Source organism: Nostoc sp. C110 (assembly GCF_043099725.1).
Taxonomy (GTDB): Bacteria; Cyanobacteriota; Cyanobacteriia; order Cyanobacteriales; family Nostocaceae; genus Nostoc; species Nostoc muscorum_A.
In genome coordinates, this window is record NZ_CP171148.1 from 339557 (window position 1) to 364940 (window position 25384).

Sequence of the window (25384 nt, forward strand, 5' to 3'; positions counted from 1 at the left end):
GATACAAATTTTAGGCATGTATATTTCCATTTTTCAATTTTTCAATGGCTTTTGAGAACAGCTCATGGGCAGAAATTCAAAAATTACAATTGCAGCTATTTTAACCTTAGCGATCGCTGGATGTGCTTCTGAAGATACACAACAAGCTGTCAATCCTGCGCCGATTCCTAAAATAGTAGCAAAGTCCCCACCAACGGCTCAATCCTTTAAGAATCCAGTGATACCTGCCAAACAGGTTTCACAAGTTACTCCTGCATCTGTTAACTTGATTCAATCCACTAATCCTACAGAGCGGGCACCGTTAATTCTAGTATCAAAAGATCGGACTGACCCGTTTGCCCAAATTTTTGGACAGACGGTTTCGGGAATGCCTAAAACATCCGGGACTGGAAAACCTGTTCCTATCTTGCCTAAGCTACCGACTGCATCGCTAGCAGGGCGAAAACTTTCAACACCTCGCATAGCTTTAAATCAGAAGAAAAATATTGCTTCTGTACCAAAAAAAGTTAATTCTACTTTGACTTCAGTCTTACCTAAGGTTTTGCCTCAAGTTGTCCCCAACCCGACTTTAGTATCTGTATTGCCACCAGCAGCACAACCTGAGTTAGCAAGAGCAGTTATTGTGACTGGTGTGGTTCTAATTAGTAAGGAACCGCAGGCAATTATCAAAGTACCAGATGAGCCGACGAGTCGCTATGTGCAAGCGGGACAGCGATTAGCAAATGGCGTACTGATTAAACGGATTGAAATGAATGGAGGCTCTAACCCGATTGTAATTCTCGAACAATTTGGTATCGAAGTTGCCAAAATGGTAGGGGAAGGGCCTGTCAACTCAACACCATCAGCTACATCTGCTAATGGCAATCCTATTTCAGTGGCAACGCCCTCCTCAAATCCTCTTAATGTTGGAGCTTCATAGAGATGGAGACTAAGGAAAAAATTGAATTCGCTGGTTGTCCTTTAGCTGTCTATAGAGAGATAGCAGCTCATTTACGTCAAGTTGAAGGGGTAGAAGTGGATTTAATTCCCCAATCATCCCAACAGTTTGATTACAATCAAAGTCAAATTGATGGTTTGTCCATTTCGTGGACAGCGAATTCTGGCTCACAAAGTCGGCAACAAGTTAAGCAAATTTTGGCTTACTATCAAAATCGCTATATAAATCCTATTTGATTTGTGAAAATTCAAGCCTCACATTCCCGACTTTTTAGAGAAGTCGGGAATTTTGTTGTTTATAAATGACCGAGTAGGACTATGGTGTATGACGACTTAATACCAATTATTTATTAAACTGCACAAAACCAAACTTGGTGAAACTTGAGAATTTTGCCCCTTGTTTGGGAGCAACCTCAGAGAGAATCTGTATTAGTACTGAGGTAATGGCTGAAGGATGTTGAGCTAGCAGAAAAATGTAATGATTTGGTAAAAATCCTGTCTGGGGGTATGACACGACAGTTGCAGATTGCGAGAGCCTTATTGCATCAACCGCAAATTCTGTTTTTGGATGAACCAACGATAGAACTAGACCCCCAAACCAGGCGAAGTCTCTAGGAAATTATTCGGTATTTAAATAAACAAGGAGACGATGCTACTGACGACCCGTTATATGGATGAGGTTGAATTTTTGTGCGATGCTTTTTGCTTTACCAAGCGAGGACACATCGGTATTATGGATAGCGATAGGCTGATTTATTTGGGAACTTTACAACAGCTCTGTTCTGTTAACGGAAAAGGTTTGTGATGAAGCAATTGGGTGTGCCTGAAGTGGGAAATGATCGCGTCCGTTTTTCCCATTTTTGGAAGCAGTAAATATCTACTTAAACGAATAGCCCGATAAAACCGGAATGGTGGTGCATCCCTCTAATCTGGAAGATATTTTTGTGGAATTAACGGGACGCTAGTTAGATTAACCTCATCCTCCTAACTGCCGCAGCATAGCTTCTACTCTGTCCACTCCTTGTAAGTCATTGCGCCGCTTGTACAAGTCGCGGGCTTTTTGAAGCAAGCTGTTGGCTTGTTTGGTTTGTCGTCGCTGTTTATACATCGAACCCATCAACTCATAAGTCTGGGCGTTGTTTTTATCCAAATCTATTGCTTGTTGATATGCCCAAGTAGCAGCATTATAGTCTCCCATACGAGATTGGGTCACAGCTAATCCTAAATAGGCGTTAACGTTATTACGGTTTAGCTGTATGGCCCGACGGTAGCCTTCTTTTGCCCCAGCGGTGTCTCCCAAATTGGCTTTGATGTAACCCACAGCGTAATAAAAATCACTGTTGTTAGGGTTGATGGCGATCGCACGACGATAAGAAGTTAGTGCTGCCTGGTAATTTCCTTGTTGAGCGTATAGGTAGCCAATACCTGAATGGATTTTAGCATTTTTGGGATCTAGATTAGCTGCTTGCTGATAAACTGCGATCGCACCACCATAATCGCCACTATCTACTAACCTCCGTCCTTCTTCTAGTAGTTGCTTTAATTGTGGGTTTTTGGCTTGCGCCACTAATACCTGAGCTTGAGCTACTGAAGGTATGGTGAAGGCAAAACATCCTAGTAACACCACACTAAACACGAATGATGTTGGTTTGTACACAGTAAATTTCCTGAAATTTTAGAGGACTTTTTTCTTGTACATTAAAACAAAAATATGGATTTTTGAAAACTGTATTTATTCGTATGAATTTAGATATTAATAGTTCATTCACTGTTCCTTTACATTCAGCACTCCATAAGAGAGTTTTGACTGAAGGATGAGTATAAGCTATCAAAGATCAAATGAAGTTATCCTATATAAAACAGTACAACAGCAAAACGACACCTTTTTTAATCGGTATTTATACGCATCTTCTAAAAAATATCAATAGGCACTTAACTTAATCCTATATCTTGATAGGTCAAGCTTACAGGGTTTGGTATTCATTGATGTTTATTATTTAATTTAATAATTTGCTGACTCTGTATATAATTTTTAGTCTTTTATACTACCTTTTTAGAAGTCATCATCCCGGCATCAACATCCTTTTATGGTCATTACACGGTAAGATAAATTTAATCAGTCAAATGTTCCTTTAAGTCCTAGTTTCTGGTGAGGACAATACTAAAGCTGAAAGCGCAATCTCAAGTTGTGTGAGAAGATGTTTATTCAACCTCTATTTGGTAATCAAAGTTACATTTTTTCACACATTTGGATAAACATCTGAATAATCAATATGTATATTATCTAGGAGGTTAATTTATGATTATAACTACTACTGATGTAATTCAAGGAGCCGTAATTGAGTCATATTTAGGCATTGTGACAGCCGAAGTAGTCTACGGCAGCAATTTCTTACGGGATTTTTTGGCTGGTATTCGCGATATTATCGGTGGACGCACTGCTAGCTATGAGCGTCTATTTGAGCAGGGTCAACGCAAGGCATTAGAAGAATTAGAACAACGGGCACAACGTTTAGGAGCAAATGCTGTAATCGGGATTGAAATTGATACTGGCACAATCAATCTTGACCAATCAGGAGTTCTTTTGCTGATTACTGCCACAGGCACTGCTGTAAGAATGCGTTAGTTTTTATTGGCTATCTAAAATATTTTGTTAGGAATTTAATAAGTATTACAAGCTTTTTTACTAAATTAAAGCTCCAGTCAGATAGATTGTTTTATTATGTCAGAAAATAAGTGTATTTTAATTTAAGTATTTTCCTGAAAAAGTTCTAAAAAATTATTAAAAAATAAATCCTCACTTATGGGATTAAATATTGTTAAATAAATTTGAATTTTATTACTAAAGATAGATTAAATAAGTATTTCTATTGATAGATAGAAAATTATATGATTTAGCTATTTAATTTTAAGCATAAACATGAATATACCTGAGATAAAGTTTGCGGAAACAGTACTGGAGAACATAAGCTATGTCATACGTAAATCGGACAGGTAATGAAGTTATTTCTACTGACCCTGTGGTAGCAGGGCGAGTAGCCGAGTATCACGACCTTGTTCGCTGGGGGCCGATTATTTCGGGTTTACTAGTATCTTTAGCTACTCAACTAATTTTAAGCGCTATAATTGGTGCGGTTGCAGCAGGCACAGTTGAAGGTTCAGGTGCGCCCAGATCAATTGCTCCTAACGCTGCAGGTAATGCGGGACTTTGGTCAACTATCGCTTTGCTAATATCCTTATTTACTGGTGGTTGGGTTACAGCCCGTGCTTGTGGGCCAATGAACCGTAATACCGCTCTTCTTAATGGTGCAATTCTTTGGGCAACGACTTTGGCCGTTAGCTCATGGTTGCTAGCAAGTGGAGTATCTGGGGCTTTTGGTGTTGCTGCTTCTAACGCTGGGGAAGTTATAAACCAGGTACAACAGCAAGGTGGTGTTAACGTACCACAAGCAAATATAAGTGCCCAACAAGCTCGTGATGCGGCTGCTAATTTGCGTTCGGGACTATGGTGGTTTGTGTTTGGTTCTTTGTTGGGTTTAATAGCCTCAATGATTGGAGCCGTAACTGGAGCTCGTAGTCCTAGGGCTAACAGTTACAATCCTTAAATAGTTGTTCGATAAACAAAATGTTATCAACTTTAAAAGCACTTTTTTTAAGGTGCTTTTTGTGTATTATTTAAGACTGGCATTTGTAGCATTCAATTAATTCTATTTTAACCAGATGTTTTTTCTCAAAAAGGAATTCATTATTTCACTATTTTTTACATACTAACTTTATAAGTAAATAGCAACTTTAGTTGTATATCCGAAGTGTAATATCAGTATGCGATGTTTCTTACTAAAGGAGCATGAATCTGTAATATTTGAGTAGCTAAATTAAAAAAGTCAATGTATTAATACAAAACCGAGATAGGGTTTTGACTTGCTAAAAAAGCAAGAGTTTTAGTTAATTAAAAGGAGTACTATCATGGCAGACACAAGCAAACGTGGTTTTGCTTCAATGGATGATGACAAGCAAAGGGAAATAGCAAGTAAGGGCGGACAAGCTGCCCATGAAAAGGGTACTGCCCATGAGTTTACATCTGAAGAAGCTCGTGAGGCTGGACACAAAGGTGGTGAAGCTGTGAGTCAAGATAGAGAACACATGGCTGAAATTGGCCGTGAGGGTGGCAAGAAATCTCACAGTGGCGGTCGTAATCAAGATAGTGATGATGCTGATAGTGAAGAAAAAGGTACCCAAGGAGGCACGTCAGAACAACATGCTGAGGCTGGGCGGCAAAGTCACAAAAATAAATAGACTCATCGCCTAGCATTTAAAAGATTCTCACTTTAGTATTGGGGTTTAGGACAATTTCCAACATATCCTATCTGTTAATATCCCGCTTCTAAGCAACAATAATGTTTTTTAGAAGCGGGATATTGTGTATGAATCTTTTTTCAAAACCAATGAAATGCAAATACTACTACAGATCACCATTTAAGATATGAACCTTCAATGCCCTCTTCACGGCGGATTTTACCATCTTTTTCAAACCAGGCTATTATTTGCTGTGCTGTCAAATCTTCAATAACAACACCATATTCTTGGGCGATATGTTTCAACAGCTTAAGTGATGAAATTGTCAATCTTGTTAAAAACTTTTCTGGGGAAGACAACAACGCTGCGTCTACTTTTGCTGACTCTTCCAGAGTTAAAAATTGTGCTGATGGTTGCTGTGTTGGTACATCCATAAACGCTATCTCAAATTTAGTTGATTATTAAAGAGGGAGTAGTAGTTTTCACAAATGACTAATGACGAACTTGTACTAAATAGCCACAACGATGTTCGCCATCAATAATCCAGTGAGTGCGCTCTACGGTACAATCTGGTAATACGGCAGCAAACATTTCTAATTCGTGGCCACAGATACTCGGAAAAGATTCGGCAACGTTAGAAATTGCACAGTTATGCTCCATTAAGATAAAGCGATCGCACTCAAAGGAGTCATTTACATCAACAGCGTGATACTCAGCCATGAAGCCTTCCGCTTTTCTCAACTCTACTAAGTTGGCTACACGTTCTCGCAGTGAACCGTTACCCACGCGATCGCGGTATTCTTTGGCTTTACGCTGCCACTGTTTCTCTAAAATCGATTTAAATTGGTCGTGTCCTACCGTTTCGGCTAAGGTGTCTAGCAACGAAACCGCAAAATTTCCGTGCCCATCACCAAAGCGATCGCTCATTGTTCGATGCAAGCGATCACGCCCCTGACGACTCAATTCATAAAGATGCTGCGGTCGCCCCATCCCCGCCGCCTGCACTGATGTCGAATACAAAACTAGCTCCTCCGTCTCCAAATCTTTGAGATGGCGACGAATAGCTTGGGGGGTAACGTCTAAAACTTCAGCTAGCTCCAAAGCCGTTGCTTTTTCGTGTTTGTGCAGATACTCAAGGATATCTTGCTTGGTTGAGGACTGGTGGGTAGTCGCCATCTTCATGTGGTGCGAGACATTCAGCGAACGTCCCAAAAATTTTTTTGAAAATTTGACTTTGACAACATTGTTGTTGTTAATTTAGCGTAAAATGAAGATACATTAAACAACAAAGCTGTTGTTTTACTCTCCACCACTATTCTAGCAGCCGTGTAACCATTCCGTAACGGGAGATGGGAATCGGTTAGCCGCAATCCGTCTCCCATCCTAAAAGAGTTCCGAACACGAGAGATTATTACTGATGAGTGCCACTGTCAAAACCTTAGTCAACCAACCCTACAAGTACGGCTTTGTTACAGATATTGAAGCCGACACTATTCCGCGTGGACTAGACGAGGACGTTATCCGCTTGATCTCCTCTAAGAAGAACGAGCCACAGTTCATGCTGGACTTTCGCCTCAGAGCTTATCGCCAGTGGCAAAAAATGACGGAACCAACTTGGCCCAATGTCAAGTATCCGCCAATAAATTATCAGGATATCATTTACTATTCAGCGCCAAAACAGAAGAAAAAAAAGCTGAACAGCTTGGACGAAGTTGATCCAACCCTTTTAGAAACCTTTGAGAAATTAGGCATTTCCCTATCTGAACAGAAGCGATTGGCAAACGTTGCTGTTGATGCAATTTTCGATAGCGTTTCTGTCGCCACTACATTTAAAGAAAAGCTAGCGGAAGATGGTGTTATTTTCTGCTCGTTTTCGGAAGCGTTACAAGAACACCCAGAACTGATCAAAAAATATCTGGGTAGCGTTGTTCCTATAGCTGACAATTATTTTGCCGCCTTGAACGCCGCCGTATTTAGCGATGGTTCTTTTGTATACATTCCTAAAGGCGTGAAATGCCCAATGGAACTGTCTACCTACTTCCGCATCAACTCTGGTGACACGGGACAATTTGAGCGGACTTTGATTGTCGCTGAAGAAGGTAGTTATGTTTCTTACCTCGAAGGTTGCACCGCACCGATGTATGATAGCAACCAATTGCACGCCGCAGTTGTGGAACTCGTTGCCCTCGACAACGCCGAAATTAAATACTCCACTGTGCAAAACTGGTACGCTGGTGATGCCAACGGTAAAGGCGGTATTTACAACTTTGTCACCAAGCGCGGTTTGTGTCAGGGCGTAAATTCTAAGATTTCCTGGACTCAAGTAGAAACAGGTTCGGCAATTACTTGGAAATATCCTAGCTGTGTATTAGTGGGTGATAACTCTGTGGGTGAGTTTTACTCGGTGGCGCTGACAAATCATCAGCAGCAAGCCGATACGGGTAGTAAGATGATTCACGTAGGTAAGAATACCCGCAGTACAATTATTTCTAAAGGAATCTCCGCAGGTAATTCTAGTAATAGTTACCGGGGTTTGGTGAAAGTTAACCCGACGGCTAAAGGGGCGAGAAATTATTCTCAGTGCGACTCAATGCTGATTGGGGATAATGCCCATGCAAATACTTTCCCTTATATTCAGGTGCAAAATAACGGTGCGAAGGTGGAGCATGAAGCTTCTACTTCTAAGATTGGGGAAGATCAGTTATTTTACTTTGCTCAACGAGGTATTTCTTCGGAAGATGCTATTTCGATGATGATTAGCGGCTTCTGTAAGGATGTTTTTAATCAGCTACCGATGGAGTTTGCTGTGGAAGCTGATAAGTTGTTGAGTTTGAAGTTGGAAGGCAGTGTTGGATAAATGGAAACAAGGATAAACACAGGGACATCGGTGTTCTGTGTTTATCTTTTGGAAGAGTAACGAACCGCAGAGGCGCAGAGAGCGCAGAGAAGGGAGAGAAGATGATTATTGAAAATAGTGAAGTTGTGCTGTCGGTACGGAATCTGACGGCTAATGTTGATGGAACACCGATTCTTAAGGGTGTGAATCTTGATGTGCGATCGGGTGAAATTCATGCGATCATGGGGCCGAATGGTTCTGGTAAGAGTACTTTTTCTAAGGTGTTGGCTGGACATCCGGCGTATGAGGTGACTGGTGGTGAGGTGATTTTCCAAGGGCAGAATTTGTTGGAGTTGGAACCGGAGGAACGCGCTAGAAGTGGTGTATTTTTGGCGTTTCAGTATCCGTTAGAAATTCCGGGTGTGAGCAATTTGGATTTCTTGCGGGTGGCGTACAATTCCCGGCGCAAGGCGCAAGGTTTAGAGGAAATAGACGCTTTTGATTTTGACGATTTGATTGAGGAAAAGCTGGATGTGGTGAAGATGAATCCCAGTTTTCTCAGTCGGAGTTTAAATGAAGGATTTTCTGGTGGTGAGAAGAAGCGGAATGAAATTCTGCAAATGGCTTTGCTGGAACCAAAGTTAGGAATTTTGGATGAAACTGATTCGGGTTTGGATATTGACGCGCTCCGAATTGTGGCGAATGGGGTAAATCAACTGGCAAGTCCAGACAATTCGACAATTTTGATTACTCACTATCAGCGATTGCTTGATTATATTGTGCCTGATTTTGTCCATGTGATGGCACAGGGGCGAATTATTACCAGTGGTGGTAAGGAACTGGCGCTGGAATTAGAGTCTCGCGGTTATGACTGGGTGCTGGAAGAATTTGCTGCTGAGGTGGGTGTGTAATGAGTATTCAAGTATCTCCCAGTCCAATACCTAACTCGAATTTAGTCAGTTTGACATCGACTTTGTTAGATAGAGATGATTATCTGACTGGATTGTTAAATCAAGTAACGGCAACTAAAACAGAAGGTTGGTTACAGGAATTACGCCAAAGTGCTGCTAGTTGGGTACGCCACTCGACTATTCCGACTACCCGCGAGGAAGAATGGCGGTTTACTGATTTGTCGTCTCTGCGAAAGGTGCAATTTAATGTAGAGACGGTAAATTATACGTCTCTAGAATTTGATATTTTGCCAGAAGCGGCTAATAGTCGTTTAGTGTTTGTGAATGGCGTTTTTGCGCCGGAGTTATCAGCAGTTTCAGATTTACCAGATGGAATTGTGGTAAGTAATTTGGCTGGTTTGTCTGCGGTTGAGCAGGAAGGTGTACGGCAGTATTTAGCTCAAGCTGAGGGAGCGCAAGAAGTTTTTACCGCTCTCAATACGGCTGGGATAACTGATGCAGCTGTAGTGTGGGTGAAGAAGAATGTGGTAGTTGAAACGCCAATTCATCTTGTGTTTATTTCGGTTGTGGGTGAGACGGCGATGATTTCACAGCCGCGTTGTTTGGTGGTGGCGGAAAGTGGTTCGCAGGTGACGTTGGTTGAAGAGTATACGAACCGCAGAGGCTCAGAGAGCGCGGAGGACGGAGTTTATTTAAGTAATGCGGTTACGGAAGTTTGGGTTGGTGACAATGCTGAGGTGAGCCACACTAGGGTTGAGCGAGAAGGTGCAGAGGCTTTTCATATTGGGAAAACTGCGATCGCACAAGCTCGTGATAGTCGATATACTTGTCATGCCATAACTTTAGGGGCGAAGTTGTCACGGCACAATTTGGAGATTTTGCAAACTGGTGAGCAGACACAGACTACTCTCAATGGTTTGACGATAATTTCTGGTAAGCAGTTGTCTGATACTCACAGTGCGATCGCACTCAACTATCCCCACGGTACAAGTGACCAATTGCATAAATGTATTATAGGCGATCGCGCTCATGCGGTGTTCAATGGTAAAGTTTTTGTACCCAAACTAGCGCAGCTGACAAATGCAGCCCAGTTGAATCGCAATTTGCTGCTATCATCTAAAGCCAGAGTTGATACCAAACCCCAATTGGAAATCACTGCGGATAACGTAAAATGCGCCCACGGTGCTACCGTTAGCCAATTGGAAGATGATGAAATATTCTATCTGCAAAGTCGGGGAATTGATGAAAACGATGCTCGGAAGTTGTTAATTAACGCCTTCGCTGCTGAAGTTATCAACAAAATACCAGTTCCTTCTCTGCGAGAAATCCTTTTAAACACAGTCAATAATCTCAAGTCCCTGACTAATGAGTAATAACTAATCTACCAATGACTTTCACCTCTACCAAAACCCTTGCTGATAAAGTTCGCGCTGACTTCCCGATATTGCATCAGGAAGTCAACGGGAAACCTTTGGTTTATCTCGATAATGCGGCAACATCGCAAAAGCCTTTATTCGTATTAAATACCCTACGGGATTATTACGAGCAATATAATGCTAACGTGCATCGAGGTGCCCATTCCCTGAGCGCCAAAGCTACCGATGCTTATGAAGGTGCTAGAGATAAAATTGCCAAATTCATCAATGCTGCATCGCGTCAGGAAATCGTTTACACTCGCAACGCAAGTGAGGCGATTAACCTAGTAGCTTATAGCTGGGGAATGAATAATTTGCAGCCTGGGGATGAAATTATTCTGTCGGTGATGGAACACCACAGTAATATTGTGCCTTGGCAATTAGTAGCACAAAAAACGGGTGCAGTACTGAAATTCGTGGAACTGACACCTGAAGAGACTTTTGATTTGTCACAGTATAAAAAGCTAATTTCCGACAAAACCAAGTTGGTGTCGGTGGTGCATATATCTAATACTTTGGGTTGCATTAACCCAGTGGAAGAAATTGGTGCGATCGCTCACAAATATGGTGCTAAATTCTTAGTTGATGCTTGCCAAAGTGTTCCTCACTACCCTGTGGATGTGCAGCAGATAGATTGTGATTGGTTGGTAGCTTCCGGTCATAAAATGTGTGCGCCAACTGGGATAGGATTTCTGTATGGCAAGTTGGCATTGTTAGAATCAATGCCACCATTTTTTGGTGGTGGTGAGATGATTGCAGAGGTGTATTTAGACCATTCTACTTATGCAGAATTACCGCATAAATTTGAAGCTGGTACTCCTGCAATTGGAGAAGCGATCGCACTTGGTGCTGCGATCGATTATCTTAGCAGTATCGGCATGGATAAAATCCACGCCTACGAAGCAGAATTAACCGCTTATTTGTTCCAACAATTAGAGCAAATTCCCCAAATTAGAATTTACGGCCCCAAACCAAATGCTAAAGGGGAAGGGAGAGCAGCTCTTGCGTCGTTTACAGCCGGAGAAGTTCACGCTAACGATTTATCTACATTATTAGATCAAGAAGGCGTTGCTATCCGTTCTGGACACCACTGCACTCAACCATTACACCGTTACTTAGGTCTTGCTGCAACCGCACGAGCAAGTCTATCTTTCTACAACACCCGCGAGGAAATTGATATTTTCATCAAATCACTGAAAGAAACTCTCGACTTTTTTGCAGGTTTCCTTGCTTAAAGTTACAAAATATTCAGATACTAATTGTGCCAAATATCAGCAACATATCTTGCTAATAGTTGGCACAATTTAATTATCTGGATTATTTATAGGATAAACTAAAGTTTTTGAAACTTCTTTTCTTGCTCAAATGCTTGAAATTGACTTGAGCGAATATTATATTAATGAGATAGGTAAAACTATCGGGATTTTATCTAACATCCTGACAGAAGAAGTATTTTAATATGCTTGTCAAGTCAACGCCTGCTGAACAAAGAACAGTACTACAGAACATTAGCTGGGAAACCTTTGAAGCCTTGCTGAGAGATACAGGTGAGGATAGAGGCTCAAGATTTGCTTATGACTGCGGTGTTTTAGAAATCATGACTCCACTTTTTGAACACGAAAATCCTAAAATTCAGTTTGACCGTTTTATATTTGCTTTAGCTGAAGAAGTGGGAGTTGAAATTAAAAGTGCTGGTTCTACAACATTGAAGCGGAAAATATCAAAGCGGGGAATAGAACCAGATAGTTGCTACTATATACAAACTGAATCGAGAGTCAGAGGTAGGATGACGCTCAATTTAGAAACAGATCCACCGCCTGATTTAGCAATTGAGATTGACATTACCAGTAGTTCAGTTAACAAATTGGGGATTTATTCAGCATTGGGTGTAATTGAACTTTGGAGATATGATGGGCAAGATTTAAAATTTTATCACTTGATAGAGGGGCAATATGTCGAGTGTAAGTTTAGTATTGCCTTTCCTATAGTTTCAGTCAGTGAAATAAGCAGATTTATTGAGCAGAGTAAAAGTATCGGAGAAATTGCTTTACTCAAATCCTTTCGCGCTTGGGTTAAGGATAAAATAGGATAGTTATTTATAAATTATAAAGTAATTTTTCCCATTAATTTTTACATGACGTTTATTGTTCTCTTTGTCTTTAATTTCTACTTGGGCATAATATAGCATTCTATGATGATTTGGACATAAAATAGCAACATTATTTTCGTCTTATAAACCTCCTTGAGATAAAAGAGTTAAATGGTGTGCTTCCGAATAAAAGCCTCCATTATCTTTTGAAAATGTAAATCCACAATTTTCAAATTGGCAGCAATTATTGTATTTATTTTTAGTTTTTGATACTATCTTTTGAACCCTTTTTATTTTTTTTATCAAAACTTCTTTTATCTCGTTCTTCAGCTCGGGGTAATCCTCAAGCAAATTATTTTCTATTTGTTGGTATTCTCTTGTATCAATTACTTCTAATGTTTGTTGATTTTCTATTTTATTAATTTCTTCTAAGATTTCTTGAGAATGTTTCAATTCATAAATAGTATGCTGAGAAGCAACTCTTGGAATTTTCTCATTAAGATATTCTAATTCTAAAGGCTCACCTAGAATATTATTACAATTTCATTTACCTATAACAGCACGCTCTTTTGTATTATCTTCTCGTAGAGTTATATTAGTCTTCGCAAAACACCACCACAACTTCTTGTCTTTAGAAAAATTTATCCATAAAGTATCTTCTCCACTCTCGTAAAAATATTTAATTTTCTTGCAGTGAGCTTTAATTTGTTTATTAAAACAATCATGTTTTTTTAGCTCTTCCTCTACTCTATTCCATTGATTCTTTGCTTTACACTCAAGACAAAGTTGATGAGATATTTGTATGTAGCCTAAACGAATAGTATTATCTGTATAAATGCAATCTTTACGCCATTCGTTATCTGGGCCAAGATTTATATATAAAATTTGATTGGGAGTAATTTTCATCAATCTGCTCTCTTAGTCAAAATGTATAGAAAATTTGAGTTAGCAGAGATATTACTTCCAAGCTAATTAAAATAAGGATACATTTTATGTTTGAAAACTCAATCAAATATGTTGTAGCATATAAATCGCTTATAAACTTTATTTATCAAGCTTTATTGACAATTGTGCTAGATATCCAATTGATGAATTTTGATTTGAATACAGCACTTCCGGCTATTATGTAATACAGTTTTTCTCTTGTCCCTCTCCTTATAATAGGTTTCAGCTTTGAGGATGTACCTCATAGCCGCCGGAAGTGCTGTATATATAGCTTTTATTAAAATGACTTTTATGAATTGAGAAATTTATTACACAATATTGAATATATACATTTGAATAATCAAACCCAAAAAACGATTGCCACGTTCTCGCAGATATTAATTTTTTAATAGTATTAGTCATGGAAAATAATAAAATAGTATAAATAATAGCATGGAAAAAAGTGTTATTAATGCCAGCCTTTCTACTCAGAACCTAACTTTTCGTCCAGGTGATACTCCTGTATCATTTGAGGTAACTGTCAATAATGACAGCGATCGCTTTGTCAATTTTCAGGTAGAAATTACCGCCGCCGGAGAAACCCGGAATACTGGATACCGATGGTATCGACTCGAACCAGAGGTGGCAGCAGCTAAACCACCAGGCAGCAGTACCATATTTCAAGTCTTCGTATTCAATACACCCATTCCAGGATTTGTCGGTACTGTCAACCTGATGGTTAACATTTTTTCGCCGCAATTAGCACAACAGTGCAGACTTGTGCTGCGTCTGAAAATCGAACGAGATAACAGACCAACACATTTAAGTGTAGAATTGCCTGTGCGAGAGTTCCAAGTTTATCCCCGAAATTCAGTAGATATACCAGTACGAGTGCGGAACTTGGGGCAACAACCAACTGATGTGGGGCTACGTTTTACAGGCGTTGATCCATCTTGGCTAACAGGTAGTGCAGAACGCCGATTATCTCTAGATCCAGGTGGATTAGCAGAAGCCACATTTCAATGTCAACCTCCTTCTGTAGTGCAAGCGCCCAGTCAAAATTACCCTTTTACTATTGAAGGTGTTAGCAATAATGGTTATCCAACCAGTGCGGAAGGCAACATTGAAGTCTTACCAGTGGGTTTTATAGACTTTACCACCACTCAAAAACACCTCAAAATTCCTAATAAATCGGCATGGTTGCCTGACTGGAAATCTGATACAGCTTCCTTTGAATTACTATTTAAAAACGCTAGCAACCTTAACCAGCAAATTAATGTCCAGATACAGGGTAGAGACTGGCGAAAATGTACTTTCAAAAAGCTTCCTGAAAATGCCAATCTCCATTTAGGAGAGACAAGTAAGGTCATCCTTGATGTTAAAACAAAACGCCCTTGGGTAGGAATCGCTAAAACTCTATTATTAGAGGCTAAATCTGAATTATCCGACCAACGTTTAGGGAGTACAGACCCCGCCACGCAGACATTAGAAGTGGAGGCTCTGCCAATTATACCTCTATGGCTACAGCTAGCTGCGATCGCACTCTTAGCTGCACTCCTAGCATTAATACTGCAACCAAGAGATATAATGCATACACGTTCTGTAAATTCAATACGCTTTAGTGGTATTGGTTTGTCTGTGGTCAGTGGCTCAGATGATTGCACATTAAGACTTTGGAGAATTGCTGCCGATAGTTTGGGCCCCGATGACACAGTAACATACGCTGGGCAACCCGTAGCTTGCGACCAACGGCAACAGCCCAAAGGTTTAATGGCGATTACCGATGATGCTGTAGAAGTCTTACGCTTCATGCCATTACAAAATGATCGTGTTGCCGTTGGTCTCGATAATGGTGTAATTGAACTTAGAGATGTACCATCAGGTCTAAAGATTAGCGAACTTCAAGACCTTAAAGATCCTAAAGCAAAAGGCGATCGCGTCTTTGATTTAGCTTTCACTTCAAATTCACTTAACTTATTCAGTGGCTATGGCAGTGGTAAAGTTAGATTATGGTCAAGATCAGCGCCTAACAGCGATTTTCTGCCAGAACCGCAAGTTATCGACGTACAAAGTACATTGAAACTATCAGGTTTCCAAGTCCGGGCATTAAATCTCAGTCCAGATGCAAAAACTCTAGTAATTGCCGGAAACTTTAAGCGTTTCATCTTGTGGCAGTGGAACCCAACTCAATCTGATAAAAAATTCCCAGGTTTATCAGTGCAAAATCTAGAAAAACTAGACCCATTAGTTGGGCGTGAAGACTATATTTGGGGATTGGCTTTTGTTCCTAACTCGACAGAAAAAATCCTAGCAACCTCCGATTCAGCAGGATTCATTACGATTTGGAATTTGAATCAGTGCCAACCTCTCAAAAATCCCAATCCGCAGGAAAAAGTTAATGAACTCAATTGTTCGCCAATAGATCGCTGGCCAGCATCAAAAACATCTGTGCGTAGTCTGGCATTTAGTGATGATGGTAGTTTGCTAGTAAGTGGTGGCGATGATGGACGAGTGGTGCTTTGGTACTTAACTCCCGAACATAAGCTTGACAAAATAAAGGAAGCAGAAGGTAAAACAATTTACCAAAGCTCTAAAAAAATCAATAGTATCGACTTGAAAACTAATCAAGGAACGATGATTGTTAGTGGTGGTGAAGATTTTCAAGTCAAACTACACCGCATCAAATAAGAGAGTCAATGATATGCAAGCTAAATTCAATCCACTGCAAGTTATTATCAACCCACCTGGAATTCAATTTGGAATGCCAGGAGATACTATTGAACTCTATGTTGTTGTAATCAATCAAGGAGACCAAGATGCGGTTATTGACTTACATTTTGTTTTTGACGAAGTATTTCAAAATTTAACCGGTTGGTCTAGTTCTCCTAGAGAAAGTTTAGCATTAGCTTCCCAACAGAATAGTGATGAAGTAAGATTTGAGTTTCAAATTGCCGCAAATACTCTTCCCGGAACCTATGACTATACATTAGTCGTAGATTCACCTCTACATTATCCTCAAGATACACCCATAACCTTCCCAAACCAAATTAAGGTTCTGCTACAAGAACAGACTGCAATTCGGGTGAATGACCCGACATTTTCCATTAGACCTAACACCAACCCCAACAAGCCACTAATTTTCAATCCTAGTGAGCCTCTGCAAGTAGAGATTATAGTTGATAATCGCTCTTATCTCGTCGATAGGTTCCGCTTGAGTTGTCCAGATTTAGACGAAGACTGGTTCACAATTAATTATCCTGCAAGCGGATATGAGGGTTCTGGATTAGTATCGGAAGCTACTGCGCTAGAACTGAACCCTGGTACTAAAGGTCAAATATTGTTGAAATTTCACCCACCTGGGGATACACTCGCAGGAAGCTATTCTCCTACAATCCGCTTGTATTCGGAAAACTCTCCCGACTTAGTACTACTAGACTTGGTGTACATTCAAATTCCGACAAATTATCGCTTAGATATAGAACTTCATACAATTTTGGGACAAGTTAGCCGTAGTCTGGGTAAGTATGAATTATCACTAGCGAACCAGGGTAATATTGTCCGTGAACTGATATTAAGCTTAAAAAGTCGAGACGAAGAAGAACTATATACTTACAAATTTGATCCGACTGAAATAAGATTATTACCAAATAGAAGTGCTGTGGCCAACTTGACGGTCAAACCCAGACCTTGGTGGCGAAAACCGTGGTTTGGCGCAGGGTTAGTGGTTAACTTTCAACTCGACATCAAAGACCAAAAAAATTTACCCCTACCTAACACATTGCCTCAAGGCAGCTTGATATGGAAACCCCGTCCTTTGTGGCAATTTATTCTGTTAATTTTGGTAATTTTGGGATTATTAGGAGGGATAGGATTTATCATTTGGCGAATTTTAAATCCCGATCCTTTGAAATTAGAAAATTTTAGTGCAAAAGACTCTCAAATTACTGAAGGTGATGAGGTTGCTTTGAACTGGGAAATTCACCACTATAAACAGTTGCAAAAATTGGTTCTCACCGCTAAAGGTTCCCAACCTATTGAGCCTATTATTTATGACTTTAGCAATGGCATTCCTGAGGCACTGGGTAAGGGAAGTACACCTCTTTGTCAGATACAAGAAGAACAAGACCTTATTTGTAGTAACGTGAAGACTGGAGTGAAAACAAAAGGAAATTACACTTTTCAGTTACAAGCTTCTTATCAAAATGGTATACAGTTATTTTCTCGAAGTAATCAAGTAGCAACCCAAACAACCCAAGTAGAAATAGCTGAGAAACCAATTGCTGAAGTTGTTAATTTTCAAACAGATAAACCACAGTATATAAAAGGTCAAAATATTCTTTTAAGTTGGACTATTGCGCGTCCATTACTGCTGCAACAAATTCAAATTGGTGGCAGTGCAGATGATGAGACATCCTACGGCGAACCAATTGTTTATAAAATTAATCAAGGTAATCTTGCAGACCCTAAGCTCAAAAATCTATGTACACAACAAAATCAAGAGCTACGATGTACAAATATCCCTATACCTGCATATAAAGCAGGAAAATTTGCCTTTCAAATCAAAGCTTTTTCTAATGGAAGTCAAAAAAATAGTTTTAAAAAGACTGAATCTAAAATAGAAATTTTACCAAAACCATTTAGGATTGTTTCTTTCACAATCAACGGTAGCGATCAACCAAATCTGGTTCTCAACGAAGGAACAACTGCTACCCTGAGTTGGAGAGTAGAAGGGGAAAAAGAAAATATTCAAGTTAAACTTCTACCATACGGCGATGAAGTTGCATTGAGTGACTCAAAGCAGTTTCCAGTTAATCTAGCCTTCCCACCTCAAATCACGCTGCAAGTTAATGATATATCTAATAAGCAACCACCCCAGCAAAAAGGATTTGTAATCACAGTCCTCAAAAAAGTAGTACCTACTCCTATACCTAGCATTAACCCAATTCCACCGAACCCATTTCAAAGCCCATTACCTCAGAGGTAAGTTTTATCAGGCTCTTAGGCACATTCTCGATAGGCTGTGAAAGGTTGCTTGCCCTATTTCCAACTAACTCAATTCTTATTTTTTTGGAAACCTCGATGTCTTCGCCCATTTTGAAACAGGGGTTTTCGTAACGGTACTACCTCAGCTTCATTACTCTCGCGTGCTACCCGAATCAGCAACCCAGCAGCTATTAAGCTAGCAATCATAGAATTACCACCATAACTAAACATGGGTAAAGGTAAGCCTGTAGTTGGTAGAGAACCTGTAGCTACACCAATATGGAGCAGTGATTGTCCTATCATCAAAATCGTCACACCGATCGCTACCAATCGATGCACTATATTTTTAGCCTTCAGCGCCACAATTAATCCGAGGGTGGCGAATGTAGCTAAAAGTGCCAACAACACCATACTGCCAACAAAGCCAAACTCCTCAGCGAACACGGCAAAAATAAAATCGGTATCCTGAATCGGTAAATAAAACAGTTTTTGTTGAGAAAGCCCAAACCCGGCTCCCCAAGTCCTACCAGAACCTACAGCTAGTAGACTTTGCACCAACTGGTAGCCATCTCCTGTAGCATCCGCCCAAGGATTGAGGAATGACATCACCCGCTTACGCTGATACTCTTTTATGCTAATACTGAGTATCGCCAACATTACTCCGCCAATTGCTGTTCCTCCCAGGTACTTGTAAGGTAGGCCAGCCGCGAGAGCAATTAGCCAAATAGTCATACCGCAAAGTGCTGTTGTACTTAAGTTGGGCTGGGCAAGAATTCCTAAAATTACCAAACCGAAAATACCCAACCAAGCAAAGCGAACCCGCCAACTAATACGTTGCCACTGACCAAAAAGCCGCGCACTTTGCAGCACCAAAAAGGGTTTAATTAATTCTGAAGGTTGAATAGGAATTGGTCCGATCGCAATCCAACGGGCTGCGTCAAAAGCCTTTTTTCCCAATCCTGGGATTAGTGTGACGAAAATTAATGCCAAAAACAGCAACAAAAACCAATGGGATACTCCCAAAATTTTCTGCAACGGCAAATTAACAATAATATTAAATCCGATTAAAGAAACTAAGACCCAAAGTAGTTGACGCTTAAAGTAGTACAGTCCATCACTCTGACGTGCGTCAGCGACGGGATAGGATGCTGAAAATAGCATTATCAAGCCGACAAACAGCCAAATCAAAGTTAACCAGCGCAACAAACGCGCTTCTAGTGCCCAGTTGGAGACTGAACTATCAAAAATTGGAATCAGGCGGCGTAGATTCACGAGCAGTACAGGTAAAAAGTTAGGAATTAGGAGTTAGAAATAAAACTCATAAATCATAACTTATAACTCATAAGTAAGCTTTGCAACCATAAATCTTAGAGTTGTTAACTTCAATACACCGTTAGTTAAATATTTTTGACAAATTTGATTGGCTAGGAATGCCATACCCTTAGACGAAACAAGCTATGATTACCATCCCCTAGAGATGGCATCACTACACATAAACTGAGAAATTATTTTATACATTAAATACAGTAGTTTTAAAAATAATTGAGAATTCAGAGAGTTAAAAAATAAATGCTTAGTGCTTCTCTCCCACTACAAGCATTTCTTAATTCTCATAATTCATAAAACATAACTCAACGATTTGACGCAATCAACTGCTTGTGTGTCCATAGAGAGGGGAATTTCAATCCAGAACTCAGTACCCTGTCCGGGTTCTGATAAACATTTCAGTGTTCCCCTATGTTTTTCAACTACAATTTGATAGCTAATTGACAAACCTAATCCTGTACCCTTACCCACAGGCTTAGTTGTGAAAAATGGATCAAACAGTCGTTCCTTAACTGCTTCTGTCATTCCCGAACCATTATCAGCAATTCGGATAACACAGTTTGTTTCAATAATTTCTGTAGTAATTGTAATTTTATTCGGACTAGCATGAATTTCTGCGATCGCGCGTTTATCGTTATGGCTTTCGAGTGCATCGATGGCATTACTGATAATATTCATGAACACTTGATTGAGTTGTCCGGCGTAGCAATCTACCAAAGGCAAGTTTCCATAGTTTTTAACTACTTTGATCTCAGGATGATCTACGCTATTCTTAAACCGATTCTGTAAAATCAGCAAGGTACTATCTAGTCCGTGGTGAATATCAACCTTTTTCATTCCTGCTTCATCAAGACGAGAGAAGTTTCGCAGAGACAAGACAATTTCAGAGATCCTTTCGGCTCCTACTTGCATCGAATCTAGAATTTTGGGCAAATCATCTAGTAAAAAATCTAACTCGATTTCATCAATGCATTCTTTAATTTCTGGCACAGGATTAGCATAAAATTGCTGGTAAAGAAGCACAAGCTTCAGCAAACACTGTGTATAATCTTTTGTATATTTTAAATTCCCGTAAATAAAGTTAACGGGGTTGTTAATTTCGTGAGCAACTCCTGCAACCAACTGCCCCAGGCTGGACATTTTCTCAGCCTGAACCAATTGGGCTTGAGTTTGCTGTAGCTCCCGGAGGGATTTTTCCAATCTTTTAGCCTGAGCCTCAGCAATTTCCGCTAGGTTCTCCTTAATTTGCAGCGCACTTCGCAGTTGTGCCCTTTGTTGTTTCAGTTCGCTTGTTAACTTTTTGGCATCACCCAAAGCGGTGTTTTGAGATTGTAGTAGAAACAGAAAATCAACAATTGGGTCGTGAATCGCAAAGTCTTTGAGTTTGATACCCAAAGGAGACAAGCTAGTTGTATCTGTAATCCAGGGAGAACCTAAAAAAAATATTACCTCCTCCTCTGGTTGATACATCATCTGACCCTTGAGCTGCATTCCATTGTGGAGAAACTCTAAAATAAATAGGGCACGAGGCTGTTTACTAATAGCATCAAAATCAATCAGAATCTTTGGACGATTAATCTGGAAATGCTGCTCAATCAATTTACCAACTAATGGCTCAGGACTAATACGCCCCAAGACCTCACCAGTTTGTACAATTTCACGATTACGGCTAAATGCAAAGTGGAAGGGAAAAGCTTTCGCCAGTAACTCTGGTGAAAGCGTAAGCTGAGGAGGAGCCATGCTGCTGCACTCAATTTGGTTTATAAATCACTAAAAATTCATCATGTTCAGCACCTTCATCCCGATTCTGGGTTTGGGTAATATGAACTTCTGTATCAAACCTTGTTCCCAATCCTTTGATTAGACCAATAACCATTGGAGTTAGCCCTTCTCGATCAGAACGATAGTGTAAACTTAGAGAATTTTCCTCCATATCAGTACACTCAAATGATGGGGGCTGGAGTTTAGGAAAGCTAACTCCTACACGAGCATGAAGATTGTCGAGGTTTTCTAAAAACTCAGGCAGTGTATCTCCACTCATGTCCAGCATTTCACCATAGCCTTCTTGGGCTGTGTACTGAACCCAAAATTCCCCAAAGGCTTGCATAATCTGTTTGGGAGATAAACTTAGAATGACACTAGCAGCTTTTACCAACTTGTGGGTGATGTCATCGGGATAGCCTTCCATACTGAGGAAAACATCTACGTCCACCTCTGCTTTGTGCTTAATTTGTTTCCAAGTCTCTTCGCCAAAACGACTGCATACCATGTCTTGAATCGCCTTGTTCACTAAACCGTACATGGAAGCCTCCTGATGACTGCACCTAATTTTGCTTTGTGAATTTACCCAAGACTCGACAACTAATTTCTTAAAAAGGTTATTTAAATGACAAAGTTTTCTGTAGTTATACTTTGAAAATGTTTTATTACAGATTTAAAATCCCAAAAAAACAAGTAAAACTGTTTGTATTCTAATGCTACAAATCCTCATTGTTACAACCGTATTTTTACTTATTGCTTTGCCCAGCTAGTTTTGAGGATTTGTAGTAAGGACTAAAGTCCTTACTACAAACTTATTTACCCATCAATTTAAACTTGACACAATACTACAGCAATGCATCAAAATGCACCCATGAATCAGGATACAAGCTGTATTTAGAGATTTGACGCTGAATTCCATTAAAAAATTGGACACGCGCATCCATAGCTTCAACAATAGCCAGTTTTACCTTGATATCCTCCTCATTCATGGTAATTTGAGGTTCAATCACTGCTGCTAGCTTTGCTGCATGACTATCATCTACATCAATATGGACTTCAAAAAAGATCAGAGCTTCTTTGGGTAAGGGAGCAGCACCAATAATTCCTTTATATAGTTGCGTGTAGAGTGAGCTAACAATCCCTTCGGAAGCATAACAGACAGCACCTAGTGCAGCTAAGTAGCCATATTTATGTGGCATCTGCAAGTAAGTTTCAATCAGGGCACAAGTTTCAGGTACAGTGGGTAGTGCTGCCAAAGTTTCGTCGTCGATACCAAGGGCGCGGGTAAATTGACGAAACAACTCTGGGTGGGACTGAGTTATATCTCCCTGTCCCATTTCGTCAAATAGGTTTTCTAAGATGACTAACTGACTACTTTCATCTTCGCAACAAGATAAGATACTGGCCAAGATCCGATTAAATTGTTTGGAGAATTTGTACATCTGAACAGCTAGTATCTGTACGTCTGGTAAAAATAAATTTCCAGCCCGACAATGGATTAGGAACTCATGGTTCCATAAAGGATGATTAACTGTTATTTCACGGAAAGAATTTCTCGCTAAAGAAGATATCTGTGTCATCGTGATATTTGTAGGGCTAGATGGAGTGGTTGGTCAAGTAAGGGGCTAAAAAATGATTTGTCTACTGCGATATGTTCTGAAGTTACACGCAATTCCTGTAAAATTGGCATAGTATTAAAGCCAGCAATTCTAAGGGCATTAAAGTAATCTTCAAGAGTTTTGTGAATCAATTGGACATTTAACCAGGAGCCATCTCGTTTCCAAATACGACCAGGAAACTGCTGATCTCGCTTACTAAAATAGCCTGCACCCTCAACTTGAAAATAAAACGGATATGCTGCCTCCCGCATATATGGAAAAGATGGATGGGGAACGCTAAATACAAATCGACCGCCGGGACGAAGAATGCGTGCAACTTCTGCCATACATTCTTGGGTTTGAGAAATTGTCAAATAGTTAAATAGAAATACTGCAACAACTAAGTCAATTTCGCCATCATCAAACTGCTTGAGATTGGTAGCACATCCTACTTCGTAGCTAATACTTAAAGGATGTTCTACTTCTTGCAACTTTGCGGCTTCAATCATGCCTTGGGAGAGGTCTATTCCATATACTTGTGCAGCACCACGCCTATGTAATTCTCGACTGCAATAACCTTCTCCACAACCTATATCAACTACTCGCAGTCCACTAACAGGCTCACAAAGCTCTAGTACAGAAGGGCGTGCTGTAAAGTCTGAGAGAGAACTAGGTTCTCCTCTAATCCAGTCTGATGCTGTGCAATTGTATAAGTTTATAGTTGAGTCTTTGTGATTATTTGACATTTTTAACTATCTATTTATATTAGAGTTATGTTGGTTTTAATCAATCGGGGTTTATAAGAATTTAATACTATATACGTTGTAACATTTACCTAATTTAATGCTAATGTTGATTTTACTGATTTTTGCTTTATGGTTAATTTTGCGTAAAAAATGATAGGTTTCAAGATAAAACCTAACTGAAATATTCTTAACTTCTTAATTTCTTTAAATATAAAAATATTAATCTAATCAGACTTCATAAAGTTTTCAAAATACTTAGTTAATGGCTACTTTACATATAAATATGTTGAGGCTTAAGCTTTAACTTTACATATACTTTACTAATCTGGTTAAAGTTAACTCTTTAAATCAAGATAAATAATAGAAAGTAAACAGTATATTTTACGAAGTATAAGGAGAATAATCTTGTTAAGTTGTAATAGTCAGATCGTTTTTAAAATGAAATGGCTTGGGATGTATGAGTGATTTAAATAATTTAGAATAACGTTGGAAGAGATCATGTTAGAAGAACTGTTAGCCAAGTCAGTAGTGGGCGATCGCGTAGAATATGATCGGGCGATCACATTCTCTCAACTTGGCGATCGACTCTTTGATGAGCTTGCTGATAAAATTGCTACAAGGCGACAGTATCGATTACTGTTTGAACACACATTAAAGCCTGAGTTGTTCCAGCAGATCCGCATTGCTGCTGCGGGTTATATTTCAGCGTGTCTGAATAGTCACATAATTCTTTCAGAAGCTGAAATGCTTGAACGACTATTGGAAGCAAGAAATACATTACCGAACTACACTGGTACTGGTCTTTTGATGCCCAAGCGAGAACATACTCTAGCATTTAACCTCTTTCAAACAAGCGTAGCTGAGGCTTTCTACCAATTAGGAGCAAATGAACTGATTGATGCAGTAGATTTACCAGTCAATCTCCGCATAGTTTATGGTAAGACTGATGCAAAAAAATTGAGTTTGCCCTTCGCTAGCTCAAAATGCCATAGCGATGTCTGGGCAGGTGTTGCTGCTGATGCGACTGTAGTGGTTCTGCCACTATTTGGCGATATCGATAATATAACCATTGAAGCAGGTGAGATGCCCCGCGAAATGGAACTACAGGTGATGCGGGTAATGTCAGACTTTGCTGAAGGCCAGGATGTTCCAATGGTTGTCTCCTATACAGAAACACAACTACAACACGGCACAATGTACTTTAATGATGCCCGTGGATTGCACCAAACGGTAAGAAGGAAAACTGAAGGTCTAAGAATTTCTGTAGATTTCCGGTTCCGCAGAAAATTCAATGAAGCTTATCGGGCAATGGTAGTACCTAGTATTGGTGGTGTTGAAGAAGATATGAGCGTGCCTTATGAAGACTGGCTGAAAGTTGGTAAGGAAACGCTAATTGTATTTGATGAAAGTTGTGAACAAGCCAGGAAAAAAGAGAATTCTGGCGCTCCAGTTCCGCTATATACTCGTGGTTATCGCCTTGTAGAAATGTTCAACTCTTAACTTTCAGAAATATAAGTAACAAAAAAAGAGGTCTGGTATTAGACCTCTTTATCAATTTTTATC

23 protein-coding genes and 1 pseudogene are annotated in these 25384 nt (G+C 39.8%); 14 read left to right on the plus strand and 10 right to left on the minus strand.

The features are described from left to right. Nucleotides 1-64 precede the first annotated feature (64 nt). The 3 genes and pseudogenes from ACFFRD_RS07255 to ACFFRD_RS07265 all read left to right on the plus strand — a co-directional run. Nucleotides 65-919 carry a hypothetical protein gene (locus ACFFRD_RS07255; RefSeq protein ID WP_392480967.1) on the plus strand — a complete coding sequence of 285 codons (855 nt, stop codon included), beginning with the start codon at nt 65-67 and terminating at the stop codon, nt 917-919. Between the two features lie 2 nt (nt 920-921). After that, a complete protein-coding gene (locus tag ACFFRD_RS07260; protein ID WP_190962132.1) occupies nt 922-1173 on the plus strand; it encodes a hypothetical protein in 252 nt (83 codons plus the stop codon). 207 nt (nt 1174-1380) lie between these two features. After that, nucleotides 1381-1901 (plus strand): annotated as a pseudogene (locus ACFFRD_RS07265) (ATP-binding cassette domain-containing protein); the annotation flags it as partial. Nucleotides 1902-1912: 11 nt separating this feature from the next. On the opposite strand, the gene ACFFRD_RS07270 reads toward ACFFRD_RS07265, so the two are convergent. Beyond that, a complete protein-coding gene (locus ACFFRD_RS07270) occupies nt 1913-2593 on the minus strand; it encodes a tetratricopeptide repeat protein (protein ID WP_392480968.1) in 681 nt (226 codons plus the stop codon). A 642-nt stretch (nt 2594-3235) separates the two neighbouring features. Between ACFFRD_RS07270 and ACFFRD_RS07275 the strand changes: the two genes are divergently transcribed. The 3 genes from ACFFRD_RS07275 to ACFFRD_RS07285 all read left to right on the plus strand — a co-directional run bounded on the left by ACFFRD_RS07275 (nt 3236) and on the right by ACFFRD_RS07285 (nt 5232). Further along, entirely contained in the window at nt 3236-3562 is a 327-nt protein-coding gene (locus ACFFRD_RS07275) for a YbjQ family protein (protein WP_094327544.1), read from the plus strand. A 346-nt stretch (nt 3563-3908) separates the two neighbouring features. Then, a complete protein-coding gene (locus tag ACFFRD_RS07280) occupies nt 3909-4541 on the plus strand; it encodes a hypothetical protein (RefSeq protein ID WP_392480969.1) in 633 nt (210 codons plus the stop codon). Between the two features lie 361 nt (nt 4542-4902). Then, a complete protein-coding gene (locus ACFFRD_RS07285; protein WP_392480970.1) occupies nt 4903-5232 on the plus strand; it encodes a KGG domain-containing protein in 330 nt (109 codons plus the stop codon). A gap of 173 nt (nt 5233-5405) precedes the next feature. Here ACFFRD_RS07285 and ACFFRD_RS07290 read toward each other — a convergent pair whose 3' ends face one another. Together ACFFRD_RS07290 and sufR are read right to left on the minus strand one after the other, a co-directional pair. Continuing rightward, nucleotides 5406-5666, minus strand: a complete 261-nt coding sequence (locus ACFFRD_RS07290) for a hypothetical protein (RefSeq protein ID WP_012411123.1) — start codon at nt 5664-5666, stop codon at nt 5406-5408. Nucleotides 5667-5724: 58 nt separating this feature from the next. After that, the gene (sufR, locus tag ACFFRD_RS07295; RefSeq protein ID WP_181928240.1) at nt 5725-6408 is read right to left on the minus strand and encodes an iron-sulfur cluster biosynthesis transcriptional regulator SufR; all 684 of its coding nucleotides are present in this window, start codon (nt 6406-6408) and stop codon (nt 5725-5727) included. 241 nt (nt 6409-6649) lie between these two features. Here sufR and sufB point away from each other — a divergent pair, with 241 nt between their 5' ends. The 5 genes from sufB to ACFFRD_RS07320 all read left to right on the plus strand — a co-directional run bounded on the left by sufB (nt 6650) and on the right by ACFFRD_RS07320 (nt 12486). Next, nucleotides 6650-8089: a Fe-S cluster assembly protein SufB gene (gene sufB / locus ACFFRD_RS07300; protein ID WP_392480971.1), complete on the plus strand. Its 1440-nt coding sequence runs from the start codon at nt 6650-6652 to the stop codon at nt 8087-8089. A gap of 101 nt (nt 8090-8190) precedes the next feature. Further along, a complete protein-coding gene (sufC, locus tag ACFFRD_RS07305; RefSeq protein ID WP_334983014.1) occupies nt 8191-8979 on the plus strand; it encodes a Fe-S cluster assembly ATPase SufC in 789 nt (262 codons plus the stop codon). After that, on the plus strand, nt 8979-10352 hold the full coding sequence (gene sufD / locus ACFFRD_RS07310) for a Fe-S cluster assembly protein SufD (RefSeq protein WP_392480972.1): 1374 nt from the start codon (nt 8979-8981) through the stop codon (nt 10350-10352). Before sufC ends, sufD begins: the two co-directional genes overlap by 1 nt. Nucleotides 10353-10366: 14 nt before the next feature. After that, on the plus strand, nt 10367-11629 hold the full coding sequence (locus tag ACFFRD_RS07315) for a cysteine desulfurase (protein WP_392480973.1): 1263 nt from the start codon (nt 10367-10369) through the stop codon (nt 11627-11629). Nucleotides 11630-11853: 224 nt separating this feature from the next. After that, nucleotides 11854-12486, plus strand: coding sequence for a Uma2 family endonuclease (locus ACFFRD_RS07320; RefSeq protein WP_392480974.1), 633 nt, complete (start codon nt 11854-11856; stop codon nt 12484-12486). 138 nt (nt 12487-12624) lie between these two features. Here the strand turns inward: ACFFRD_RS07320 and ACFFRD_RS07325 are convergent, their stop codons facing one another. Further along, nucleotides 12625-12936, minus strand: a complete 312-nt coding sequence (locus tag ACFFRD_RS07325; protein WP_392480975.1) for a hypothetical protein — start codon at nt 12934-12936, stop codon at nt 12625-12627. A gap of 90 nt (nt 12937-13026) precedes the next feature. Continuing rightward, nucleotides 13027-13389 (minus strand): hypothetical protein, encoded by a 363-nt coding sequence (locus ACFFRD_RS07330; RefSeq protein WP_392480976.1) that lies wholly within the window; start codon nt 13387-13389, stop codon nt 13027-13029. Between the two features lie 471 nt (nt 13390-13860). Between ACFFRD_RS07330 and ACFFRD_RS07335 the strand changes: the two genes are divergently transcribed. Together ACFFRD_RS07335 and ACFFRD_RS07340 are read left to right on the plus strand one after the other, a co-directional pair. After that, entirely contained in the window at nt 13861-16095 is a 2235-nt protein-coding gene (locus ACFFRD_RS07335; RefSeq protein ID WP_392480977.1) for a hypothetical protein, read from the plus strand. Nucleotides 16096-16108: 13 nt separating this feature from the next. After that, a complete protein-coding gene (locus ACFFRD_RS07340) occupies nt 16109-18391 on the plus strand; it encodes a hypothetical protein (RefSeq protein ID WP_392480978.1) in 2283 nt (760 codons plus the stop codon). Nucleotides 18392-18459: 68 nt separating this feature from the next. Here the strand turns inward: ACFFRD_RS07340 and ACFFRD_RS07345 are convergent, their stop codons facing one another. From ACFFRD_RS07345 to ACFFRD_RS07365, 5 genes are all read right to left on the minus strand, one after another. Then, nucleotides 18460-19662 carry an FtsW/RodA/SpoVE family cell cycle protein gene (locus ACFFRD_RS07345; RefSeq protein WP_392480979.1) on the minus strand — a complete coding sequence of 401 codons (1203 nt, stop codon included), beginning with the start codon at nt 19660-19662 and terminating at the stop codon, nt 18460-18462. 345 nt (nt 19663-20007) lie between these two features. Then, entirely contained in the window at nt 20008-21456 is a 1449-nt protein-coding gene (locus tag ACFFRD_RS07350) for a sensor histidine kinase (RefSeq protein WP_392480980.1), read from the minus strand. Between the two features lie 10 nt (nt 21457-21466). Next, complete coding sequence (locus ACFFRD_RS07355) at nt 21467-22018, minus strand: heme NO-binding domain-containing protein (RefSeq protein WP_012411139.1); 552 nt, start codon at nt 22016-22018, stop codon at nt 21467-21469. A gap of 304 nt (nt 22019-22322) precedes the next feature. Then, nucleotides 22323-23057 carry a TenA family transcriptional regulator gene (locus ACFFRD_RS07360; protein ID WP_392480981.1) on the minus strand — a complete coding sequence of 245 codons (735 nt, stop codon included), beginning with the start codon at nt 23055-23057 and terminating at the stop codon, nt 22323-22325. Continuing rightward, the gene (locus ACFFRD_RS07365) at nt 23054-23821 is read right to left on the minus strand and encodes a class I SAM-dependent methyltransferase (RefSeq protein ID WP_392480982.1); all 768 of its coding nucleotides are present in this window, start codon (nt 23819-23821) and stop codon (nt 23054-23056) included. Before ACFFRD_RS07365 ends, ACFFRD_RS07360 begins: the two co-directional genes overlap by 4 nt. Before the next feature lie 498 nt (nt 23822-24319). Between ACFFRD_RS07365 and ACFFRD_RS07370 the strand changes: the two genes are divergently transcribed. After that, nucleotides 24320-25321: a hypothetical protein gene (locus ACFFRD_RS07370; RefSeq protein ID WP_392480983.1), complete on the plus strand. Its 1002-nt coding sequence runs from the start codon at nt 24320-24322 to the stop codon at nt 25319-25321. The last annotated feature ends 63 nt before the right edge of the window (nt 25322-25384 follow it).